The organism is Nonomuraea marmarensis, from assembly GCF_043197025.1.
Taxonomy (GTDB): domain Bacteria; phylum Actinomycetota; class Actinomycetes; order Streptosporangiales; family Streptosporangiaceae; genus Nonomuraea; species Nonomuraea marmarensis.
Genome location: NZ_JBICRM010000030.1, coordinates 97,750 through 115,680, shown reverse-complemented (window position 1 = coordinate 115,680; position 17,931 = coordinate 97,750). Strand labels below are relative to the sequence as shown.

Genomic DNA, 17,931 nt, shown 5'->3' with positions numbered 1-17,931 from the left:
AAGCCTCGTCACGATAGGGCACAGCCTCATGACGACCGGGATGAAGATGAGTTGCCACTGTCTGTCCGGGCTCCCGCCGTCCGGGTGGTCGCCTGGCGCACCGCGCGCCAGAGCGGCTTGGCCAGTTCGCCGAGGTACCCGACGGCGATGACCACCTCGGCCACCGGCAGTGCGCGGCCCAGCGGATGCAGCGCCCCGCCCAACGGCCCCTCGGTGGCGCCCCCGCCCTGAAGCGGCCGGTCCGGCAGGAAGATCAGACCCATCAGCGCCACCGCGACCGCGCACAGAACGAACGCGATCGCGCCGGCCAGCATGGGACGCAGCAGACGCCGATACACCGGTGGCGTGCCGGCCAGCCGCCACGCACACCCCGATCCCCCGACGACCGTGAAGGCGAGCCAGCCGTAGTTGGCTGTGCTGAACCCGTAGATGCCCGAGTAGTGGCCGCGGACCAGTCCGAGCGGGACGGCCACGAGCAGCCACGCGATCACTGAGGCCCGCCACGGCCAGCGGCGGACAACCCAGCGCAGCCCGACTCCGGTCTTCCCTTTCGACCGCATTGACTGGGACACGACGACTCCTTTCCGGCACATGATCAGGACGCGACAGCGGTCCAGATACGTAGACACTCTACATGTAGGCTGCCTACACCTTGCCATCCCTTTCGCCCATGACGGGGGGAGGGGTCGCGCGCTCTCTGTCGCACTGTCCCGTTTCGGTCCGGGCATCGAGGGATGAGTCCGGCACTGATAACTCCACAGGGCGCCGTTTGCCCAGGTCGGAACTGGCAGCCTGAGAACAGGCTTTATGTCAACCCTCCCAGGAACCCCCGTCCCCAACCGCGTGTGTGCCTGGGACATCACCCGGACGTCACCAAGCTCCGCGGTCCTGACAAGGGCGTCTGGTATTGCCTTTACACGATCATCGACATCTACAGCCGCTACGTCGTCGGCTGGATGGTCGCCTCCCGCGAGTCCGCCGACCTGGCCAAACACCTCATCCAGCAGACCGCCGGGAACCACAACATCGACGAGGGCACCCTGATCCTGCACGCCGACCGCGGTTCCTCGATGAAGTCCAAGACCGTCGCCGAGTTTCTCATCGACCTGGGCGTGGCCAAGTCCCACTCCCGGCCCAAGACCTCCAACGACAACCCGGACGTGGAGGCGAGCTACAAGACCCTCAAGTACTGCCCCAACTTCCCCCGCCAGTTCGGCTCCGTCGAGGAGCCCCGACTGTTCTGCCAGGAGTTCTACGCCTGGTACAACCACGAGCACTAGCACTCCGGGATCGGCTATCACCACCCGGTCGACGTGCACTACGGCCGCGCTGCCGCCGTCCGCGATCGGCGGGCCGCCATCCTGGCCGCCGCTCAAGCCGCTCACCCTGAACGTTTCGCCACCGGCGGCACCCCCACCCCGCCCGATCTGCCCGGTCCCGCGTGGATCAACAAGCCCAAGAACGAGGACCAGAAGGACACCACAGAGAAGCCGACACAGAATTAGTCCAACTCAACTGCCTTGATCAAATTGACAGGTTCCGCTCGGTAAGCCGGGCCATCCCTGGGGTCAACCCAGTGTGCCAGTGATACCTGCCTTTTTGATCATTCGGCCCCAGCGGGCAGAACGATTGAACGCTTGAGCGATTACCCTTCCAGAGGGAAGGCTTCCATCCTGGGCGCAGTTCGCCTGTGCCCACCGCCATGCGCTGCATCGAAGATCCCGAACACGCTCCCGCACCGATCTATCGGGCCCGTCCTCTGATGGCGGGGGCTCATGTTCAGAAGTCGTTGCATGATGGACTTCAGAGACTCTCTTACCTGTCGATGACTGGACCTCGCGAGTCTGCCTGATTAGGCCCATGAGGGTCTCGTAAGCGCCGATCAAGGCGAATGAGGGCCACGCGGCGACGATACGGGCGATCAACGAAGGATCGGCGACTGCCACGTTCGCGCCCAGGCTCGCCAGGCTGCCGACGATCAGGAGAGTCCAGGCGAGGGGGCTCCCACGCCGGCCATGCCGACTCGCATAGAGAATCGACATAGATGATGCGATGATCATCCCGTCTACGCTCAGCGGCACCAGTGCCGCTGCCCAAGGATCTTCGCCATGCCGTATAGCCAACTCGTGCATATGCCCGTAACTGACGACCGCGGCGATCCCGGCGAGGAGCGCCACCGCCGCTGTGGTGGTCCAGCGGATGACCCTGTCTGGCCTCGGGGCCTTTCCTGCTCGACCTGACGTACCGTCCTTCAAGAGACTCAGCCCTCCTTGTCACGGTTGGGATCAAGGTCTGTCCGGGTGTGCCCGCACTCGGACAGACCGCTTGCTCATCGAGCAGAGCGATTGCGAATTTTGGAGAACGCGTCCAGGGCCGTCTCATCGGCCGTGTCCAGCGTGTGCAGGTACTTCTCCGTCGTCGCTATCGACGCGTGGCCAAGCCGCTCCTTCACCACCTGTAGATCAGCGCCGCCTGCGAGCAGCCACGAGGCGTGCGCGTGGCGCAGGTCATTGATACGGACGTGCATGCCGAGTTCGGCCTTCTCCAAAGCGGGCTTCCACACCTGGCGGCGGAACCAATCGGCGGAGATGTGGCCGTCAGTTTCGCGAGTGCGCGGAGTTCGAGGCGCATCCCGCCCGGTGGAACGGCGTCCAGCACGATAGATGGCAAAGGCCGCGCGACAGTGTTCGCAGCGACACTTGCCAGCCGTGTAGGCACTGAGTGTGCCGTGACGATAACGACGGCCTTTCTCATTGGCCTCGGTGAGACCCAGCTTGGAGGGGTCCGGCGCGAGACGGAGCTTCGGCTTGTTCTGCCCTTCCTGCCGCCAGATGAAAAGCAGGTCATCGGCCTTGAGCTTCTCCGTCACGATGTGGTCCTGAATCTTGGCCACTATCTGGGCAGAGAGCTTGAAGCGGCGGAACTCCTTGTCCTTCGGGTACTCCTTGACCAAGAACCGGCCACCCTCCGGATGGAATTTCGGGTTCACCTCGACCACGGCGCGCGACACGGTGAGGATTCGCGATCTGGTGCTCAAATCCTTGACCCGCAGCTCGGTCAGTTCGCCCCAGCGCAGCCCAGTCTCGATGCCGGTCTCAACCAGCAGCTGCGATTCGATGTCCGGCAGTTCCGCGTAGAGCACGTCGAACTGCTCGGGAGTGATGATCACACGCGGCTTCTGTGGGACCGTGGGGACCTTCACACCGCGGCAGGGATGAATGTAGGTCACCTGGTCGTTGAGCGCCGTGGTGAAGATGGCGCTCAGCAGCACCTTGGCGTACTTGATCGTCGCTGGGCTGACGCCGTTCTTCTTCAAGGTCGCAACCCATTCCCGTACGTGCTCGGGAAGGATGTCGATCATCCGCATCTCACCGAACTCAGGGATCAGGTGTCGGTGGATGACATACGTGTAGCTCTGCCGAGTGGTCGCCTCGATCTCGTGGTTCGGCAGCCAGGTCTCCAGCACGTAGCGCTTGAACGTCTGTCGTCCGCGCCGCGGATCACCGAGCCGCCCTTCCGCGACCTTGGCCTCAGCGTCCTGCCATGCCTTGTTGGCGGCCTTCTTGTTGGCGAAGGTGCCTGCCGACTTCTCCAGTCCCTTCATGTCCCAGTAGTAGGCGGTGTAGCGAACCTTCCCGTCCTTGCCGGGCCGCTTCCGCGAGTACCCCATGCCTTAGGATCACCTCCATGATCGTTTGACCGTCATTTGACCGTGGTACTCGCCGTCACCGTTGGGAACTGATAGTCAGCGATGGGTACGTCAAAAGCCTGGTCTACCTGCGATTTTACGGAGGATTACCGAGATGGCCAGAGGCTTGGATGAACGCCCCATGCCCGTTCGGGACGAAGAGGTCGTGGGTTCAAATCCCGCCACCCCGACAGGTTTCCCGAGGTGAGGGCCTGGTTCTCAGGATTGAGAGCCGGGCCCTTGATCATTTGACCGTCATTTGACTGTCCGTCCGAACGCCCCCAGAGGTCATTCACGCCGTAGTCGGCGGATTGACTCGGTGTGCTCCGGCATCGGCCGCGTCCGGGGACAGTCCGAACTCGCGGCGTACCCCGGCGGTGTCCTCCAGAATGCGCCACCGGCTCAAAGCCCCGTCGCTGACCTCGGCCACCCAGATGACCAGCAGCCGGGACTCCTCGTCATCAGGCAGCGCCAGATGGGAGCCCGTTGTATGCCCGAGCACCGCGACCTGGCCGTTCCGCTCGGCAATCTGGTGCGGGTAGATCACGTACTCCGGGAAGGATGTGGCGTAGCCTCGCCACGCTGAGGCGTTCGCCTCCTTGCCCACTACCGGTGATTCATCGAGAACCACCAAGTGGTGGTCCTCGGTCATCAGCCCGGTCAACCCGGCAACGTCTCCCCGGTTGATGCAGTCGATGAATCCCACGACTGCGGCGACCGGCGGCATCGGCTTTCTGGCCACGTGCCTATTGTGCGGGATGAACGGGGGTCAGTCCCAGGTTGGGGACATTCTCTCCCGGCGCGGGCGGTCACCGAGGTCACCGGGCACCTCCTGCGCCTGCGCGACCGGTGACCCGTCCTAGGTGGCCGTTGCATCACCGCTACGCGGCCAAAATGGCATCATGGATGATTTTCGCCTGTCCCTGCTGCCGGTCCACACCGAGCCGGCCGTGCTCACCCGGTTGTCCGACCTGGTCAACGAGGTCTACGCCGAGGCGGAGAAAGGATTGTGGCAGGACGGCGCGACCCGTACGAGCACCGCCGAGGTGGCCGAGATGACCGGGGCCGGGCAGATGGCGGTCGCCTGGCTGGGGCGGCACATCGTGGGCTGCGTTCGCGTCCGTCCTCTCGACGACGGTACGGCCGAGTTCGGCATGCTCGCCGCCGATCCAGCCCATCGCGGCCGTGGCATCGGCCGTGATCTGGTCGCCTTCGCCGAACGACACGCCCTCGACAGCGGACGCCCGGTCATGCGGCTGGAGATCCTGACGCCTCGATCCTGGACGCATCCGTCGAAGGAGTTCCTGGCCGGCTGGTACGCCCGTCTGGGCTACCAAAGGACCGGCGTCAACGCTGTCGAGGAGTCCTATCCGGGGCTGGCTCCGCTGCTGGCCACGCCGTGCGACCTGGTGGCCTACCGCAAGCACCTCTAAGACGGCATTGGACATTTCATCTAAGTCATATACGTTATGTCCAGACGGTCTACTGCCTGGAGGAGCGATGTCCCGGGAAGCACCTCATGCAGCGTGAGCAGGATGCGATCATCGCCGCGCTCGCCCCGGTCATCGATGGGATCGTGGCGACCCTGGGCTCGTTCTGCGAGGTCGTCGTGCACGACTTCCGCCGCCCGGAGAGCTCCGTGGTCGCCATCGCCGGCTCGGTCACCGGGCGCAGCGTCGGCGGGGCGATGAGCGAGATCGGCATGGGCATCCTCGCCCGCGGCGACCAGGCGGGCGACGAGCTCAACTACGTCACCCGCACCCAGGACGGCAAACTCGTCAAGTCATCCACGATGGTCCTGCGCGACAGCACCGGAACCGTGTTCGGGGCGCTGTGCGTCAACCTCGACATCACCGCGGTCACCCAGGCCCACGCGCTGATCGGCGAGCTGGCGGGGCTCGCCGCCCCCGCTCCCGTGCCGACCACGACCTTCGGTGACGACATCGATTCCGTTGTGGCCGCCATCGTGGACGCGTACCAGCTCGAACAGCACAGGCCCTGGGCCGAGCTCGGCCGGGAGGAGCGGCTGGAGCTGTTCAGGAGCCTGGACGAGCGCGGCGTGTTCGCCGTGCGCCGGGCGGTCCCCCAGGTGGCGGCCCGGCTCGGCATCTCCCGCGCCTCCGCCTACAACTACCTCTCCCAGGCCCGCATCGACACCTCGCAGGAGCACCAAGCATGACGAACGCACTCCCGGTCACCCTCGACGACGTCCACGACGCCGCGGCCCGGCTCAAGGGCGTGGCTCACCGTACGCCTGTCCTTCGCTCGCGCACTCTGGACGCTCTCGTCGGCGCGCAGGTGTTCCTCAAGTGCGAGAACTTCCAGCGCATCGGCGCGTTCAAGTTCCGCGGCGCCTACAACGCGGTCTCCCGGCTGTCGCCCGCCCAGCTGGAGAGAGGCATCGCGGCCTACTCCTCCGGCAACCACGCCCAGGCCGTCGCCCTCGCCGCCCGCGAGCTGGGCAGCACCGCGGTGATCGTCATGCCCGCGGACACCCCGCGGTCCAAGATCGAGGCCACCGCGGGCTACGGCGCCGAGATCGTCACCTACGACCGCTACACCGGCGACCGGGTGGCCATCGGCGAGGCCCTGGCCGCCGACCGGGGTCTCGCGCTGATCCCTCCGTACGAGCACCCGCACGTCATCGCCGGGCAGGGCACCGCCACGCTGGAGCTCATCGAGGAGGTGGGCGACCTCGACGGGGTGCTCGTACCGGTCGGCGGCGGTGGGCTCATCGCGGGCAGCGCCACGGCGGCCAAGGGCCTGCGACCCGGCATGCGGGTGATCGGCGTGGAGCCGGAGGCGGGGGACGACACCAAACGGTCGCTGAGCGCGGGGAAGCGCGTGTCCATCCCCGTCCCCCGTACGATCGCCGACGGCCAGGCCGCCGACATCCCCGGCGAACTCACCTTCTCCATCAACAAGCACCTCGTCGACGACATCGTCCTGGTCTCCGACGACGACATCCGCGCGGCGATGCGACTGGCCTTCGAACGACTGAAGATCGTCATGGAGCCCAGCGGCGCCACCCCGCTGGCCGCCCTGCTCGCCGGGCGGCTGGAACGCGTCCCGCCGCGGATCGGCCTGATCGTCTCCGGCGGCAACGTCGACGCCCGCCGCTTCGCCGAGCTGTGCGCGGGAGCACCTCCCGCGTAACCGGGCGGCGCGCTGGCGGCCAGGCGCGTGAGGCGGTGCGAACCCCTCCCGCATCCCAAATCTCGACCCCCAAGGTTCATGCGTCCTTAAGCACTGCCGGGCTTGACGTATAAATGTCAAGATCTAAGCTGATCTCGATAAAGTCGCGCATCTCAAGGGTCAGGAGATTTAATGCGGCCTGTGTTATCCGGGGCAGCGCCGGTCGAGGGCCGGAGTCGACGTCGGTTCGGAAAGTTGTCGTTCGTCATTCGCGCATTTGTCGCCGCCATCGCCCTGCTCGTCGTTTTCCCTGGTGTCGCCTTCGCGGATCCGCCGCCCGCCCTCGACTGGGCGGCTCCGTGGCCCGACCGCATATACGAGCCGGGTTTCGACTACGACGGCGACGGCTGCTACCCCACTCCGGCCATCGGGCGTGACGGAACGATCGCCCCGGGCCTGGCTCTGGGCGGCGCCGAGAACGGCCACTGCCGCGACTCGTGGGATCTCGACAACACCAACGCCTACTCGCGCGTCAAGTGCAACAACGGCTGGTGCGCGTACATGTACGCGCTCTATTTCGAGAAGGACCAGGCGGCACTTGGGCCCGGTAGCGCCGGCCACCGGCACGACTGGGAGCACGTCGTGGTGTGGGTGCAGGGCGAGTGGGGAATGTACGTTTCGACGTCCGCGCACGGCAATTACACGACCCGCCACCGAAATGACGTGCCCTGGGACGAAACCGGGAAACACCCGCTGGTCGTTTACCACAAGGACGGCATCAGTACGCACTGTTTCCGGCACGCGAATTTCGGCGAGCAGCCGGAGAACCACAAGGGCTGGTGGCAGTGGCCGCCGTTGATCGGCTGGGACAACTACCCATCCGGCTTCCGCGACCGCCTGGTCGACCACGATTTCGGCAGCGCCCATTTCGGGATCAAGGACGGCTCGTTCGAGGGGGAGCTGGCTAAGGCCAAACCGGCCGGGATCCCGTTCGATCCCTACGCTTGAGCCGCCGACACGGCGGCGGGCTCGGCGAGCGGAGTGAACAGCTCGCCGAGCCTGGCCACCTGCTTGGGGATGATCCAGTAGTAGACCCAGGTGCCGCGCCGCTCGCTGTCGATCAGCCCGGCCGTGCGCAGCACCTTCAGGTGGTGGGAGATGGTGGGGGCGGTCAGGTCGAAGGCGTCGGTCAGGTCGCACACGCACGCCTCGCCGCCGGGATGCGAGCCGATCATCGACAGCAGGCGCAGCCGTACGGGGTCGGCGACCGCCTTGAGCAGGGTCGCGAGGTCGGCGGCGGCGCTCTCCGAGAGTGGCTCACGTGCGATCGGGGCGCAGCATGGTCCTGCGGTGACGGCCACGACGGGTACCTCCTGCTTCGACGCCTGTCTAAATGATAGGCGATGGCAGGCGACGGTGCCGCACCTGCTCGGTGCGCAGCTGCGGCAGGACATCGAAGCCGACCCGAACAGCGCGATCAGCCGCAGCAGCTGCCGGAGGCGGAGACGGTGGCCAGCGGCAGGGCGAGCAGGCCGCCGCTGATGCCGGTGGCCAGGCCGACCCGCTGCTCCTGGGCCTCGGCCAGCGACGAGGAGCACACGCCGGTCTCCGGCAGGTCGAGATGGACCTCGCGGGCCGCCTCCCAGTCCCCGGCCAGCGCGGCCACGATCGAGCGGGCCTGCTCGTAGCCGGTGGCCAGGAGGAACGTCGGGGCGCGGCCGTAACTCTTGACGCCGATCGCGTAGTAACCGGGCTCGGGGTGGGCCAGTTCGTCCACGCCATGAGCCGGTACGGTGCCGCAGGAGTGCTGGTTCGGGTCGATCAGCGGGGCCAGCGCACGGGTGGAGCCGAGGATCGGGTCCAGGTCGAGCCGCAGCTCGCTGGCGATGGAGTGGTCGGGCCGATAGCCGGTCGCGGATACGATCCGGTCCACGGTGATCGACTGCTCGACGCCGGACGGGTCGCGGCTGACCACCTCCACACCGTCAGGGGTGGCGTTCACGCGGTGGGTGAAGAAGCCGGTCAGGAGCTGAACGCGGCCGGACTCCACGAGGGCGTGCAGGCGGGTGCCGAGCGCGCCGCGGGCCGGGAGGGCGTCGGCGTCGCCGCCGCCGTAGCTGCGACCGGCGTCGCCCGCGCGGATCGCCCAGGTGATCGGGGTGTTCTCCAGCTGGGCCAGAGCGAGCAAGGTGGTGGCGGCCGAGTGGCCCGCGCCGACCACCAGAACGCGCTTGCCCTCGTAGCGGTCACGGTCGCCGCCGAGGACGTCGGGGAGGGCATGGTCGGCGACCGCCTGCTCGCCGTGGGCGGGCAGACCGCTCGCGCCGAGCACGTTCGGGCTGAGGTAGGTGCCTGACGCGTCGATGACCGCGCGGGCCCGCAGTTCCCGGCCATCGTGGAGGCGGATCAGGAACGGCGCCTGCTCACGGCCGTTCGTACGCACACGGTCGTAGCCGAGCCTGCTGATCGCCGTCACCCTGGCATCGGTACGCAGCCGCTCGCCCAGGCGCTTGGCCAGCGGCGCGAGGTAGTCGTCGATGAGCTCGGCGCCGGTGGGCAGCCAGTCGGGGTCGGGCGCGGTCCAGCCGTCGGCCTCGAGCAGGCGGCGGGCGGCGGCGTCGAGGTTGTACTTCCACGGGCTGAACACCCGGACGTGGCCCCACTGGGCGATCGACGCGCCGGCCTGCTGCCCGGCCTCCAGGACGAGGAAGTCGAGGCCGCGTTCGGCCAGGTGCGCGGCGGCGGCCAGGCCGACCGGTCCCGCGCCGATCACCACGACCGGAAGGCCGGCCGGGTTGGACTGGGTGGTGAACTGCTCGATCTCGATCACGGCTGGACTCCTGAATAGAAGTTCATCTAATTAGGGCCGAGTCTGCATGAAGACTTAGATGATTGTCAAATCAGAGAGTGACGTACGCCACAGCGTGGAAGGCGCGGACGCGGTCGTGCTCGGCGACATCGGGCAAACTGTCAGGTCAACCGGCCAGTTGCGGTAGCCGGTTCGTGAACGGCGAGTGGCGCCATCGTGAAGCGCCCTCAGCTGCATGGAACACGTTCAAGTCCGCGTTTAGCGACTGTCAACCGATCGCTCTATGCTCCCGCTCATGACTTTTCGGCCCTTTGCACCAGACTCCCCGAGTCAAGAGATCCACGAACCACCGGCGCCCGTAACAGAACAACCCCAGAAAGAGGAGGAGGAGCGGGCGAGCGTACTCGACCTGCTGGAAAAGGTCGGGTCGATCGTCGTCCCGCTCGGCGTGACGTTGTACGCGCTGCTCTACATGGGCTACCAGGGCATGTACGCGATCTTCGGCATCACCCCCGAGCAGGCGGGCATCGACCAGTCCGTGTTGCTCGGCCGGCTGCTGGGCACGATTCTGCCCATGCTGATCCTGGGCGCGATCGCCATCGGCATCCTCGTCAGCCTGGGCTGGCTGCTCAACGTGATCACGCGCGGCTTGGTGGGCCGCATGCTGCAACGAACCAGAGAACGACCATGGATCGTCGCCGCGGTCGCCGCCGCCTGGGCCGGTGCGTCCTATCTGGGCTGGTTGTACTTCACGACCGCGCTCGACGCAGCCGATCCCACCGCGGCAGTGACCGTCGACGTCGACGAGGTGCTCATCGCGGTCGGGCTCGGCGTGCTGGCCTACCTCGTGCCCTTCCGGCTGCTGCGGCGCCGGCCGATGGGCAAGGCGGGGCTGAAGGTGCTGGTCGGAGCGCTCACCGGGATCGGGCTCGGCTACATCCTGATGATCCAGATGATCTACGGTTCGATCACGGTGCTGGAGAAGGGGGAGTCCACCGCGCTGCTGGACGCCGTCGGGTTCCAGACGCAGTGGGCCAAGCTCCAGGACAGCAGCGGCAAGCCCCTCTATGACAGCCGCTGGATGATGGTGCTCGGCGAGAACGAGGGCGGGTACGCCATCTACGACTGCGACAAGGCGCAGACGTTCCGCAAGTTCTCCGAGAGCACGATCCTTTCCGAGGTCCAGATGTTTGGCCCCGACCGCGAAAAGGGGTTCACCTGCGGAAGCCTCGCGGAGTAGGACTCACGCGGGCCGCGACGATCACATGCCCATGCTCTGCCTGAGCTCCTCCGGCAGGAATGACGAGCGCGGCCCGCTCAAGGCGGCGTCCATGCGCGCCACCTGGCCCTTCGTGAACATGACCAGCGTCGCGTCGTCGCAGTAGTCCATGAAGTTCATGAACATGTCGCCGTTCGGGGCGTTGCCGCAACTGATCCTGGGGAAGTCGGGGCTGCCGACGTTGTGCCCGCCCTGGTTGGGGGTGTCGTCGACGAAGTCGCTGCCGGAGCAGCCGTCGCCGTCGTCGCCCCAGATGTGCCGCAGGTTGAGCCAGTGGCCGATCTCGTGCGTGGTGGTCCTGCCGCCGTTGTACGGGGCGGCCGCCGTGCCCGTCGTGCCGAAGGCGTCGTGCCGGACGACCACTCCGTCGATCTCGGCGGGACCGCCGGGGAAGGTGGCGTACCCGAGGGCGGGCCGCATCCGGCAGACCCACAGGTTCAGGTAACGATCGGCGGGCCAGGCGTCGGATCCGCCCCGGGAGTCGAACTTGACCGCGTGGTCGTAACCGAACTCCTCGACGTCGGTCTGCCGCCGTACGACCCCGGAGGTGGAGTTTCCTCCGGGATCGACCTCCGCCAGCTTGAACTCCAGTCGCGCGTCGGCGACGAGGTCGTGCCATACCGGTGGCACCTTGGACACGTCGGGGTTGGCCCGCCGGAAGTCCTGGTTGAGGACCTCGATCTGGCTGTCGATCTGTTCCTGGCCGAGGTCCTGTTCAGGGGTGTGATGGACGACGTGCACCACGATCGGGACGGTGATGACCCCCTCCCGGGCGGGGACTCGGGCGGTCATCCTGGCGAACGTGGCGTTTTCTAGAGCGGCCAGCGCCACCACGTACTCGGGGCGAGCGAGCAGTTCGCGGTGGATCGGCATGGTGGCGCAGCGCTCGGGGGAGCCGAGCACGGGGGTTGCCTCCTTCAGGCATCATCGTCGGATTACGTTCTCGACCATCCCTTTACCCACTTTTGTAATCGCTCAATCACATAGAGTGAGTAATGTCAAGGAGCCGCCAGCGGCGCATCCGCTCCGGCAAGTTCGGTTATGGTCTGGTGGTGCCAGTCGCAGGCCCGGCGCTCGGCTGTCGCGCGCAGGCGAGCGATCTGGTGGTAGGTGCGCGCAAGCATCCGATCCCGGGATGCGCTGACTCACCGCATCCGCGAATGTCAAGGTCAGGACTCCTGCGCTTACGTGAGCGTTCATGGCGCGGCCAAGGTGGGAGGGTGTGATCGCGAGGTGCACTCTCCCCGTTCGTGGCTCGTCATGGCCATCACCGGCGCGCTCGTCGCCACGCTCGCCCCCACCGCTCCCGCAGTGGCCGCCCCTTTACCCGCGAAGGTCCCAGCGAAGGTCCCAGCGAAGGTCCCAGCGAAGGTCACTGACCCCGTCACCCATGTCGATCCGCTGATCGGTTCGGCCAACGGCGGCAACACCTATCCCGGTGCCGTCATGCCGTTCGGGATGATCTCGTGGAGCCCCACCAACACGGCCGGCGACCAGACGAACGCCGCCGGCGCCAACGGTTACGCCTACGGCACGCCGCGCGTGCGCGGCTTCGCGCTGACGCACGTCAACGGCGCAGGTTGCCATCCGGGAGCCGCGGGAGACATCCCGATCATGCCGTACGCCGGCGAGGTCGCCTCGTCCCCGACCGCGGACACGACCGACGCGATCTACGCGAGCACCTTCAGCCACGACGAGGAGACCGCCCAGCCCGGCCGGTACGACGTCACGCTCGACTCGGGTGTGCAGGCGGACCTCTCGGTCACCACCCGCGCGGGCGTCGGCGAGTTCGCCTTCCCCAAGGGCTCCAAGGCCAACCTGCTGTTCCGCGTGTCCAACTCGCTCAACGGCAGCGAGGACGCCGAGATCACGATCGACCCCGCCACCCGTACGGTCACCGGCTCGGTGCTGACCGGCGCGTTCTGCGGCCGCCGCGCCAACGGCGGCGTGAACAACCGCAAGAGCTACTACCGGCTGCACTTCGTCGCGTCATTCGACCGCGCCTTCTCCGGCACCGGCACCTGGGTGAACGGCGACCTGCGCCCCGGCACGACCACGGCGAGCGGCGGCGAGGGCTACGCGACGGGCGCGGACCGAGCGGGCCGCGGCTCGGGCGGATACGTCAGCTTCGACACCGCCTCCGACGCCGACGTGCGGATGAAGGTCGGCATCTCCTACACCAGCCTGGCAGCCGCCAGGCAGAACCTGGCCCGCGAGGTGTCGCCGAAGGACGACGTCGAGTCCGTGGCCGCCAAGGCCGGCCGCGCCTGGAACGACCGCCTCCGCTCGATCGAGGTCGCCGGCGGCTCAGCGGACCTGCTCACCACGTTCTACACCGCCCTGTACCACTCCTACCTGCAGCCCAACATCACCAGCGACGTCGCGGGCACCTACCCCGGCAGCGACCGCGAGGTGCACCGGCTACCCCGCGACCAGGGTGCCCAGTACGGCAACTTCTCCGGCTGGGACCAGTACCGCGCCCACACGCAGCTGCTCGCGCTGCTCGAACCGCAGGTCGCGGGCGACTTCGCCCAGTCCTTGTACAACCTCGCCCAGCAGAACGGCGGCGTGTGGGACCGCTGGGTCCACGTCAACGGCCCCACCCACGTGATGACCGGCGACCCGTCGGCTCCCACCCTGGCCGGCTTCTACGCCCTCGGCGTGCGGAACTTCGACGTACGAGGTGCCTTCGACTCCCTGGTCAAGCAGGCGACCGTGCCGCACCCGTCGGGCCTGTCCGACGCGGGCTGCCCGGGACAGTGCGAGGGCCAGCGCCCGAACCTGGCCGAGTACCTGCGGCTCAACTACGCGCCCCAGGACACCTGCCACTGCTGGGGCGGCGCGGCGGAGACGCTGGAGGCCTCGGCCGCCGACTTCGCGCTCGCGGACTGGGCGAACAGGCTCGGCCGCGACGCCGACCGCGACCGGATGATGCCGCGGGCGAGCTGGTGGCGCAACACGTTCAACCCGTCGGCCGGGCCGGAGGGCGGCTACCAGCAGGCGCGCAAGGCCGACGGCAGCTGGTCGTGGCCGTTCTCCACGACCTCCGACGCGGGCTTCGCCCAGGGCACGAGCGCGACGTACACGTGGATGGTGCAGCACGACGTGTCCGGGCTCGCCGCCGCGATGGGCGGCAACCAGCGGGCCGCGGACCGGCTCGACACGTTCTTCCACCGGCCCGACGGCTCGTGGGCGACCGGCGGCGACGGCTTCCGCTACGACCCGACGAACGAGCCCGGCATCCACGTCCCCTGGCTCTACAACGCGCTCGGCAAGCCGTGGAAGACCCAGGAGACCGTACGCGCGATGGCGTCCCTGGTGTACAAGACCGGCCCCGGCGGCCTGCCGGGCAACGACGACCTCGGCACCATGTCCGCCTGGTACGTCTTCGCCGCCCTCGGCATGTACCCCCAGACGCCCAGCCGGGCCGAGATGCTGCTGTCCAGCCCGATGTTCCAGAAGGCGTGGATCAAGCGCGGCAACGGCAAGACCATCACCGTGACCGCCCCGCAGGCCGCCCAGGACGCGATCTACGTACAGGACGTCCGGGTGAACGGCAAGCCCCACACCCGCTCCTGGCTCCCGGAGTCCCTCCTGAACAAGGGCGGCGACATCGCGGTGAACGTAGGCTCCACGGCGAACACGTCCTGGGGCACGGCCGACCTCCCCGTAGACCACGTCCCCACCGCGACGGCCCCGATCCCGAACCTGCCCGCCACGTGCGTCCCGACCGGGTCCGCCTGCGCCCAGAAACTCCAGTACGACGTGGACGGCGTGGCCACCGCGGACGCCAAGTCCCAGGGCAACCTGGACGGTAAGGGCTGGAGCTTCCCCGCCGAGCAGCTTCCCGCCCCCGGGCCGCGCGGCGACCACCTGATCCCCGAGACCAAGGGCACCGCGGGGAACTTCCACAGCCTCAGGGGCCAGCGCACCTACCTCACGCCCGGCAAATACCAGGCGCTCGACCTGCTCGTCACGGCCGTGAACGGCGACCAGCAGACCGAGCTCACGATCACCTACACCGACGGCACGACCTCGACCGCCCCCTTGAAGGCGACCGACTGGGCGAGCGCCTCCCCCCACTTCGGCGAGGAGCCCGCCATCACCGCCGACACCCGCTACAACGTCAACAACACCGCGGACGGCCGCAAGGTGACCATCTGGCACGTGACGGTCCCCGCCGACCCGGCCCGCGAGGCGTCCTCATTCACCAGCCCGCCCACCCCCAACCTCAAGATCTTCGCCCTCAGCGCCCGCCCGTGACCGCCTGACCAGCTCGCGGACCAGCCCGGCGACCTCGTCCGGCGTGAACTCCATGGCGTTCTCCCCGACCGTGACCTCGAAGCTCGAGCGTCGCGGATCGGGGGCGGAGCGCACGCGCGGGAACAGCTGGATCCCCTGGTCCGCGAGCATCGCGGCCCCGGCCGCCGCGACGGCCGCGCGCCCGGCCGGCAGGTGCACGTGGAACATGGGCGTCTGCGGCGGGTCCGGGTACGCGTACGCGAGGCCGTCCGCGTTGATCGCGGCCGCGATCGCGATGGCGTGCTCTCTGAAGTCCGCCATGCGCGGCAGCAGCGTGTCGAGCCCGGCCAGCGCGGCCAGCGCCTGCGGCCAGGGCTCGAGCGCGCGCCCGCCGAGCCGGGCCAGCCACACGCCCGCCTCGGCGACCGTCTCGGCGTCGCCCAGCAGGACGCCGCCGGACAGTCCTTGGAGCGCCTTGTAGAGCGAGACGTACACCGAGTCGAACAGCCCGGCGATCTCGTGGAAGGGCCGCCGGTAGTACGTCTGCGCCTCCCACAACCTGGCCCCGTCCAGGTGGGCGGCGGCTCCCCGGTCCCGCGCGAGGTCGATCTGGGCGCGCAGGTCGTCCCACTCGGGCAGCAGGCCGCCGAGGTCGCGCTGCGGCAACTCCCAGACCACGGCGGCCAGGGGCTCCGCGATCGCTTCGAGGTCGGCCCTGGTCATCAGCTCGTTGCGGTCGCCGGCCCGGTGCAGGCGCAGGCCGTGCACCACGGCGTACCCCTGCTCCTCCCACACGTCCAGGTGGGTCTGCGGGTGCGCGGCGAAGGCCGACCGGGCCCGGCGCGCGGCGTGCACGCGCAGCGCGACCTGCTGCGCCATCGTCCCCGTGGGGAACAGCAGCGCGGCCTCCTTGCCCAGCAGCTCCGCCAGCCGCCGTTCGAGCGCCGCCTGCGGCGCGCCGGGCAGCGTGTCGTCGTCCACCAGCTCCGCCATCCGGCGCAGCACATCGGCGGGTTTGCGCCGGATCGGCGCGTGCAGGAACAACGATCGTGGTACCTCGGGAAGGTTCATGGGTTCCTTACGTCATCACGGGACTTGGCAGAAAATACAGTGCGATGTCGGTACGGCTGAAGTAGCGTCGGCGCACATGAGTCTCCCGCGGGTACGCCCTCCCTTCGTGGCAGACGAGCGCGTCCAGCTCGTCGGCTGGCTCGACATGCAGCGCGCGATCGCCCAGTGGAAGTGCGAGGGGTTGCCGGAGGAGGACGCGCACCGCCCCGTCCTGCCCACCTCGCCTCTCATGACCGTGGCCGGGCTGATCTCCCACCTGCGCTGGACCGAGCACTGCTGGTTCGAGGTCCTCTTCCTGGGCCGCCCCTCCGGCGACAACCCGCAGTTCGACGAGGGCGTGGAGGACAAGGAGATGAGGGTCGAGGGTGTCCCGCTCGCGCGCCTCCTCGACGAGTACGAGCAGCAGTGCGCGATCTCGAACGAGATCGTCGCCGCCCATTCGCTGGACGACGTGGGCAAGCACCCCGGCTACCGCTCGGCCGGCGCCACCCTGCGCTGGATGTTGATCCACATGGTCGAGGAGACCGCCAGGCACGCCGGCCACCTGGACACCGTCAGAGAGCTGCTCGACGGCGAGAAGGGTTACTACTAAAGGCCGAGCACCTGCGCGGGATCGGCGATGAGCCGCTGGATGATCAGCCCCGCCGCCCCCAGCACGGCCGCGTCCGCGCCGATCCCCGACACCACGAGTGCCGGGGGCGTGCCGCGCATGTGCGCCAGCCGGACTCCCAGGCCCTCCGCGACCGGCCCTTCCAGCCACCGGAACAGCGGCGCGTAGATCCCGCCGAGCACGATCCTGCCGGGGTCCATCAGGTGCACGGCCGAGGTGAGCGCGACCCCGAGCGCGTGCCCGGCCCGCTCGCACGCCGCCACCGCCCGCCGGTCCCCCGACTCCAGCCGCGCCACCAGCTCGGCCACCGAGCCCAGGTCTCCCAGCAGGGCGTCCTGGCCCGCGTAGACCTCCAGGCAGCCCTGCCCGCCGCACCTGCACGCGGGCCCGTCGGGCACGACGACGACGTGACCCAGCTCGCCCGCCAGCCCGAACGTGCCCCGGAACACCGTCCCGCCCACCACGAGCCCGGCCCCGATGCCGATCTCGCCGGACACGTACAGGAAGTCCGCCGCCCGCGAGCCGAACCACAACTCGCCGAGCGCCGCCAGGTTCGCCTCGTTGTCGATGGCGAACGGCAGGTCGGTCAGGTCCGCGATCCGCACGTCCCGCCAGCCGAGGTGCGGCGCGTTCCGCAACACCCCGCCCTCGACCGTGCCCGGCACGGCGAGGGCCGCGCCGATGATCCGCAGCCCGGCCTCTCCGGCCTCCGCCGTGGTCTCCTTCACGAGGTCGCGCAGCCCCTGCAGGGTGCCGGCCGGGCTGGAGTTGCGGTTGTCGGCCGGTCTCGTACGACGCAGCCGCACCGTACGGGTGAGATCGACGACACAAGCGGCCAGGTAGTCGATGTTGATCTCCAACCCGAGCGTGGCCACCCGATGACCGCTCAGGCTCACCGCCACCCCCGGCCGCCCGCGCTCGCCGCCCCGCACGGCGCCGCTCTCGGTCACCACCCCCGCCTCCAGCAGGTCGGAGACCAGGCTGGACACGGTGGTCTTGGTGAGCCCGGTCATCTCAGCGAGCGCGGCCCTGGTGTTAGGTCCTGATCGGTGGATGGTCCCCAGTACTACGGCCAGGTTACGGGCGCGCATGGAATC

The 17,931-nt window shown here is 68.4% G+C and carries 16 protein-coding genes and 1 pseudogene; 8 read left to right on the top strand and 9 right to left on the bottom strand.

The window, feature by feature from the left end; all coding sequences use genetic code 11:
- Positions 1–26 precede the first annotated feature (26 nt).
- Positions 27–572, bottom strand: coding sequence for a hypothetical protein (locus ACFLIM_RS36950; RefSeq protein ID WP_393173028.1), 546 nt, complete (start codon positions 570–572; stop codon positions 27–29).
- A gap of 294 nt (positions 573–866) precedes the next feature.
- Between ACFLIM_RS36950 and ACFLIM_RS36945 the strand changes: the two are divergent.
- Positions 867–1,505 (top strand): annotated as a pseudogene (locus tag ACFLIM_RS36945) (transposase); the annotation flags it as partial.
- Positions 1,506–1,568: 63 nt separating this feature from the next.
- On the opposite strand, the gene ACFLIM_RS36940 reads toward ACFLIM_RS36945, so the two are convergent.
- From ACFLIM_RS36940 to ACFLIM_RS36930, 3 genes are all read right to left on the bottom strand, one after another.
- The gene (locus ACFLIM_RS36940; protein WP_393173027.1) at positions 1,569–2,255 is read right to left on the bottom strand and encodes a DUF2637 domain-containing protein; all 687 of its coding nucleotides are present in this window, start codon (positions 2,253–2,255) and stop codon (positions 1,569–1,571) included.
- Between the two features lie 74 nt (positions 2,256–2,329).
- Positions 2,330–3,670 carry a tyrosine-type recombinase/integrase gene (locus ACFLIM_RS36935; protein ID WP_393173026.1) on the bottom strand — a complete coding sequence of 447 codons (1,341 nt, stop codon included), beginning with the start codon at positions 3,668–3,670 and terminating at the stop codon, positions 2,330–2,332.
- A gap of 310 nt (positions 3,671–3,980) precedes the next feature.
- Positions 3,981–4,430 carry a nuclear transport factor 2 family protein gene (locus ACFLIM_RS36930; protein ID WP_393173025.1) on the bottom strand — a complete coding sequence of 150 codons (450 nt, stop codon included), beginning with the start codon at positions 4,428–4,430 and terminating at the stop codon, positions 3,981–3,983.
- Positions 4,431–4,590: 160 nt separating this feature from the next.
- Between ACFLIM_RS36930 and ACFLIM_RS36925 the strand changes: the two genes are divergently transcribed.
- The 4 genes from ACFLIM_RS36925 to ACFLIM_RS36910 all read left to right on the top strand — a co-directional run bounded on the left by ACFLIM_RS36925 (position 4,591) and on the right by ACFLIM_RS36910 (position 7,831).
- Positions 4,591–5,121 carry a GNAT family N-acetyltransferase gene (locus ACFLIM_RS36925; RefSeq protein ID WP_393173024.1) on the top strand — a complete coding sequence of 177 codons (531 nt, stop codon included), beginning with the start codon at positions 4,591–4,593 and terminating at the stop codon, positions 5,119–5,121.
- An 86-nt stretch (positions 5,122–5,207) separates the two neighbouring features.
- A complete protein-coding gene (locus tag ACFLIM_RS36920; RefSeq protein WP_393173023.1) occupies positions 5,208–5,867 on the top strand; it encodes a helix-turn-helix transcriptional regulator in 660 nt (219 codons plus the stop codon).
- Positions 5,864–6,844 carry a threo-3-hydroxy-L-aspartate ammonia-lyase gene (locus tag ACFLIM_RS36915; protein WP_393173022.1) on the top strand — a complete coding sequence of 327 codons (981 nt, stop codon included), beginning with the start codon at positions 5,864–5,866 and terminating at the stop codon, positions 6,842–6,844. Before ACFLIM_RS36920 ends, ACFLIM_RS36915 begins: the two co-directional genes overlap by 4 nt.
- Before the next feature lie 234 nt (positions 6,845–7,078).
- Positions 7,079–7,831 (top strand): NPP1 family protein, encoded by a 753-nt coding sequence (locus ACFLIM_RS36910; protein ID WP_393173021.1) that lies wholly within the window; start codon positions 7,079–7,081, stop codon positions 7,829–7,831.
- On the opposite strand, the gene ACFLIM_RS36905 is transcribed toward ACFLIM_RS36910, so the two are convergent.
- A complete protein-coding gene (locus ACFLIM_RS36905) occupies positions 7,822–8,184 on the bottom strand; it encodes a metalloregulator ArsR/SmtB family transcription factor (protein WP_393173020.1) in 363 nt (120 codons plus the stop codon). The two genes, ACFLIM_RS36910 and ACFLIM_RS36905, sit on opposite strands and share 10 nt — an antisense overlap.
- A 116-nt stretch (positions 8,185–8,300) precedes the next feature.
- Positions 8,301–9,653, bottom strand: coding sequence for an FAD-dependent oxidoreductase (locus ACFLIM_RS36900; RefSeq protein WP_393173019.1), 1,353 nt, complete (start codon positions 9,651–9,653; stop codon positions 8,301–8,303).
- Positions 9,654–9,927: 274 nt separating this feature from the next.
- Between ACFLIM_RS36900 and ACFLIM_RS36895 the strand changes: the two genes are divergently transcribed.
- Positions 9,928–10,872, top strand: coding sequence for a hypothetical protein (locus tag ACFLIM_RS36895; protein WP_393173018.1), 945 nt, complete (start codon positions 9,928–9,930; stop codon positions 10,870–10,872).
- A gap of 21 nt (positions 10,873–10,893) precedes the next feature.
- Here the strand turns inward: ACFLIM_RS36895 and ACFLIM_RS36890 are convergent, their stop codons facing one another.
- On the bottom strand, positions 10,894–11,814 hold the full coding sequence (locus tag ACFLIM_RS36890; RefSeq protein WP_393173017.1) for a zinc metalloprotease: 921 nt from the start codon (positions 11,812–11,814) through the stop codon (positions 10,894–10,896).
- Between the two features lie 330 nt (positions 11,815–12,144).
- Between ACFLIM_RS36890 and ACFLIM_RS36885 the strand changes: the two genes are divergently transcribed.
- Positions 12,145–15,174 (top strand): GH92 family glycosyl hydrolase, encoded by a 3,030-nt coding sequence (locus ACFLIM_RS36885; RefSeq protein WP_393173016.1) that lies wholly within the window; start codon positions 12,145–12,147, stop codon positions 15,172–15,174.
- Here the strand turns inward: ACFLIM_RS36885 and ACFLIM_RS36880 are convergent.
- The gene (locus ACFLIM_RS36880; RefSeq protein WP_393173015.1) at positions 15,115–16,224 is read right to left on the bottom strand and encodes a threonine aldolase family protein; all 1,110 of its coding nucleotides are present in this window, start codon (positions 16,222–16,224) and stop codon (positions 15,115–15,117) included. The genes ACFLIM_RS36885 and ACFLIM_RS36880 overlap by 60 nt on opposite strands.
- Positions 16,225–16,300: 76 nt before the next feature.
- On the opposite strand from ACFLIM_RS36880, the gene ACFLIM_RS36875 reads away from it, so the two are divergent.
- Positions 16,301–16,816, top strand: a complete 516-nt coding sequence (locus ACFLIM_RS36875; protein ID WP_393173014.1) for a DinB family protein — start codon at positions 16,301–16,303, stop codon at positions 16,814–16,816.
- On the opposite strand, the gene ACFLIM_RS36870 is transcribed toward ACFLIM_RS36875, so the two are convergent.
- Positions 16,813–17,925: an ROK family transcriptional regulator gene (locus ACFLIM_RS36870; RefSeq protein WP_393173013.1), complete on the bottom strand. Its 1,113-nt coding sequence runs from the start codon at positions 17,923–17,925 to the stop codon at positions 16,813–16,815. The genes ACFLIM_RS36875 and ACFLIM_RS36870 overlap by 4 nt on opposite strands.
- Positions 17,926–17,931: the final 6 nt, after the last annotated feature.

What these genes read in the sequence shown, in the direction of transcription:
- ACFLIM_RS36935 (WP_393173026.1), bottom strand. Translation starts at nt 3,670, where the DNA reads ATGGGGTACTCGCGGAAGCGGCCCGGCAAGGACGGGAAGGTTCGCTAC.
- ACFLIM_RS36925 (WP_393173024.1), top strand. Translation starts at nt 4,591, where the DNA reads ATGGATGATTTTCGCCTGTCCCTGCTGCCGGTCCACACCGAGCCGGCC.
- ACFLIM_RS36920 (WP_393173023.1), top strand. Translation starts at nt 5,208, where the DNA reads ATGCAGCGTGAGCAGGATGCGATCATCGCCGCGCTCGCCCCGGTCATC.
- ACFLIM_RS36915 (WP_393173022.1), top strand. Translation starts at nt 5,864, where the DNA reads ATGACGAACGCACTCCCGGTCACCCTCGACGACGTCCACGACGCCGCG.
- ACFLIM_RS36895 (WP_393173018.1), top strand. Translation starts at nt 9,928, where the DNA reads ATGACTTTTCGGCCCTTTGCACCAGACTCCCCGAGTCAAGAGATCCAC.
- ACFLIM_RS36880 (WP_393173015.1), bottom strand. Translation starts at nt 16,224, where the DNA reads ATGAACCTTCCCGAGGTACCACGATCGTTGTTCCTGCACGCGCCGATC.
- ACFLIM_RS36875 (WP_393173014.1), top strand. Translation starts at nt 16,301, where the DNA reads ATGAGTCTCCCGCGGGTACGCCCTCCCTTCGTGGCAGACGAGCGCGTC.
- ACFLIM_RS36870 (WP_393173013.1), bottom strand. Translation starts at nt 17,925, where the DNA reads ATGCGCGCCCGTAACCTGGCCGTAGTACTGGGGACCATCCACCGATCA.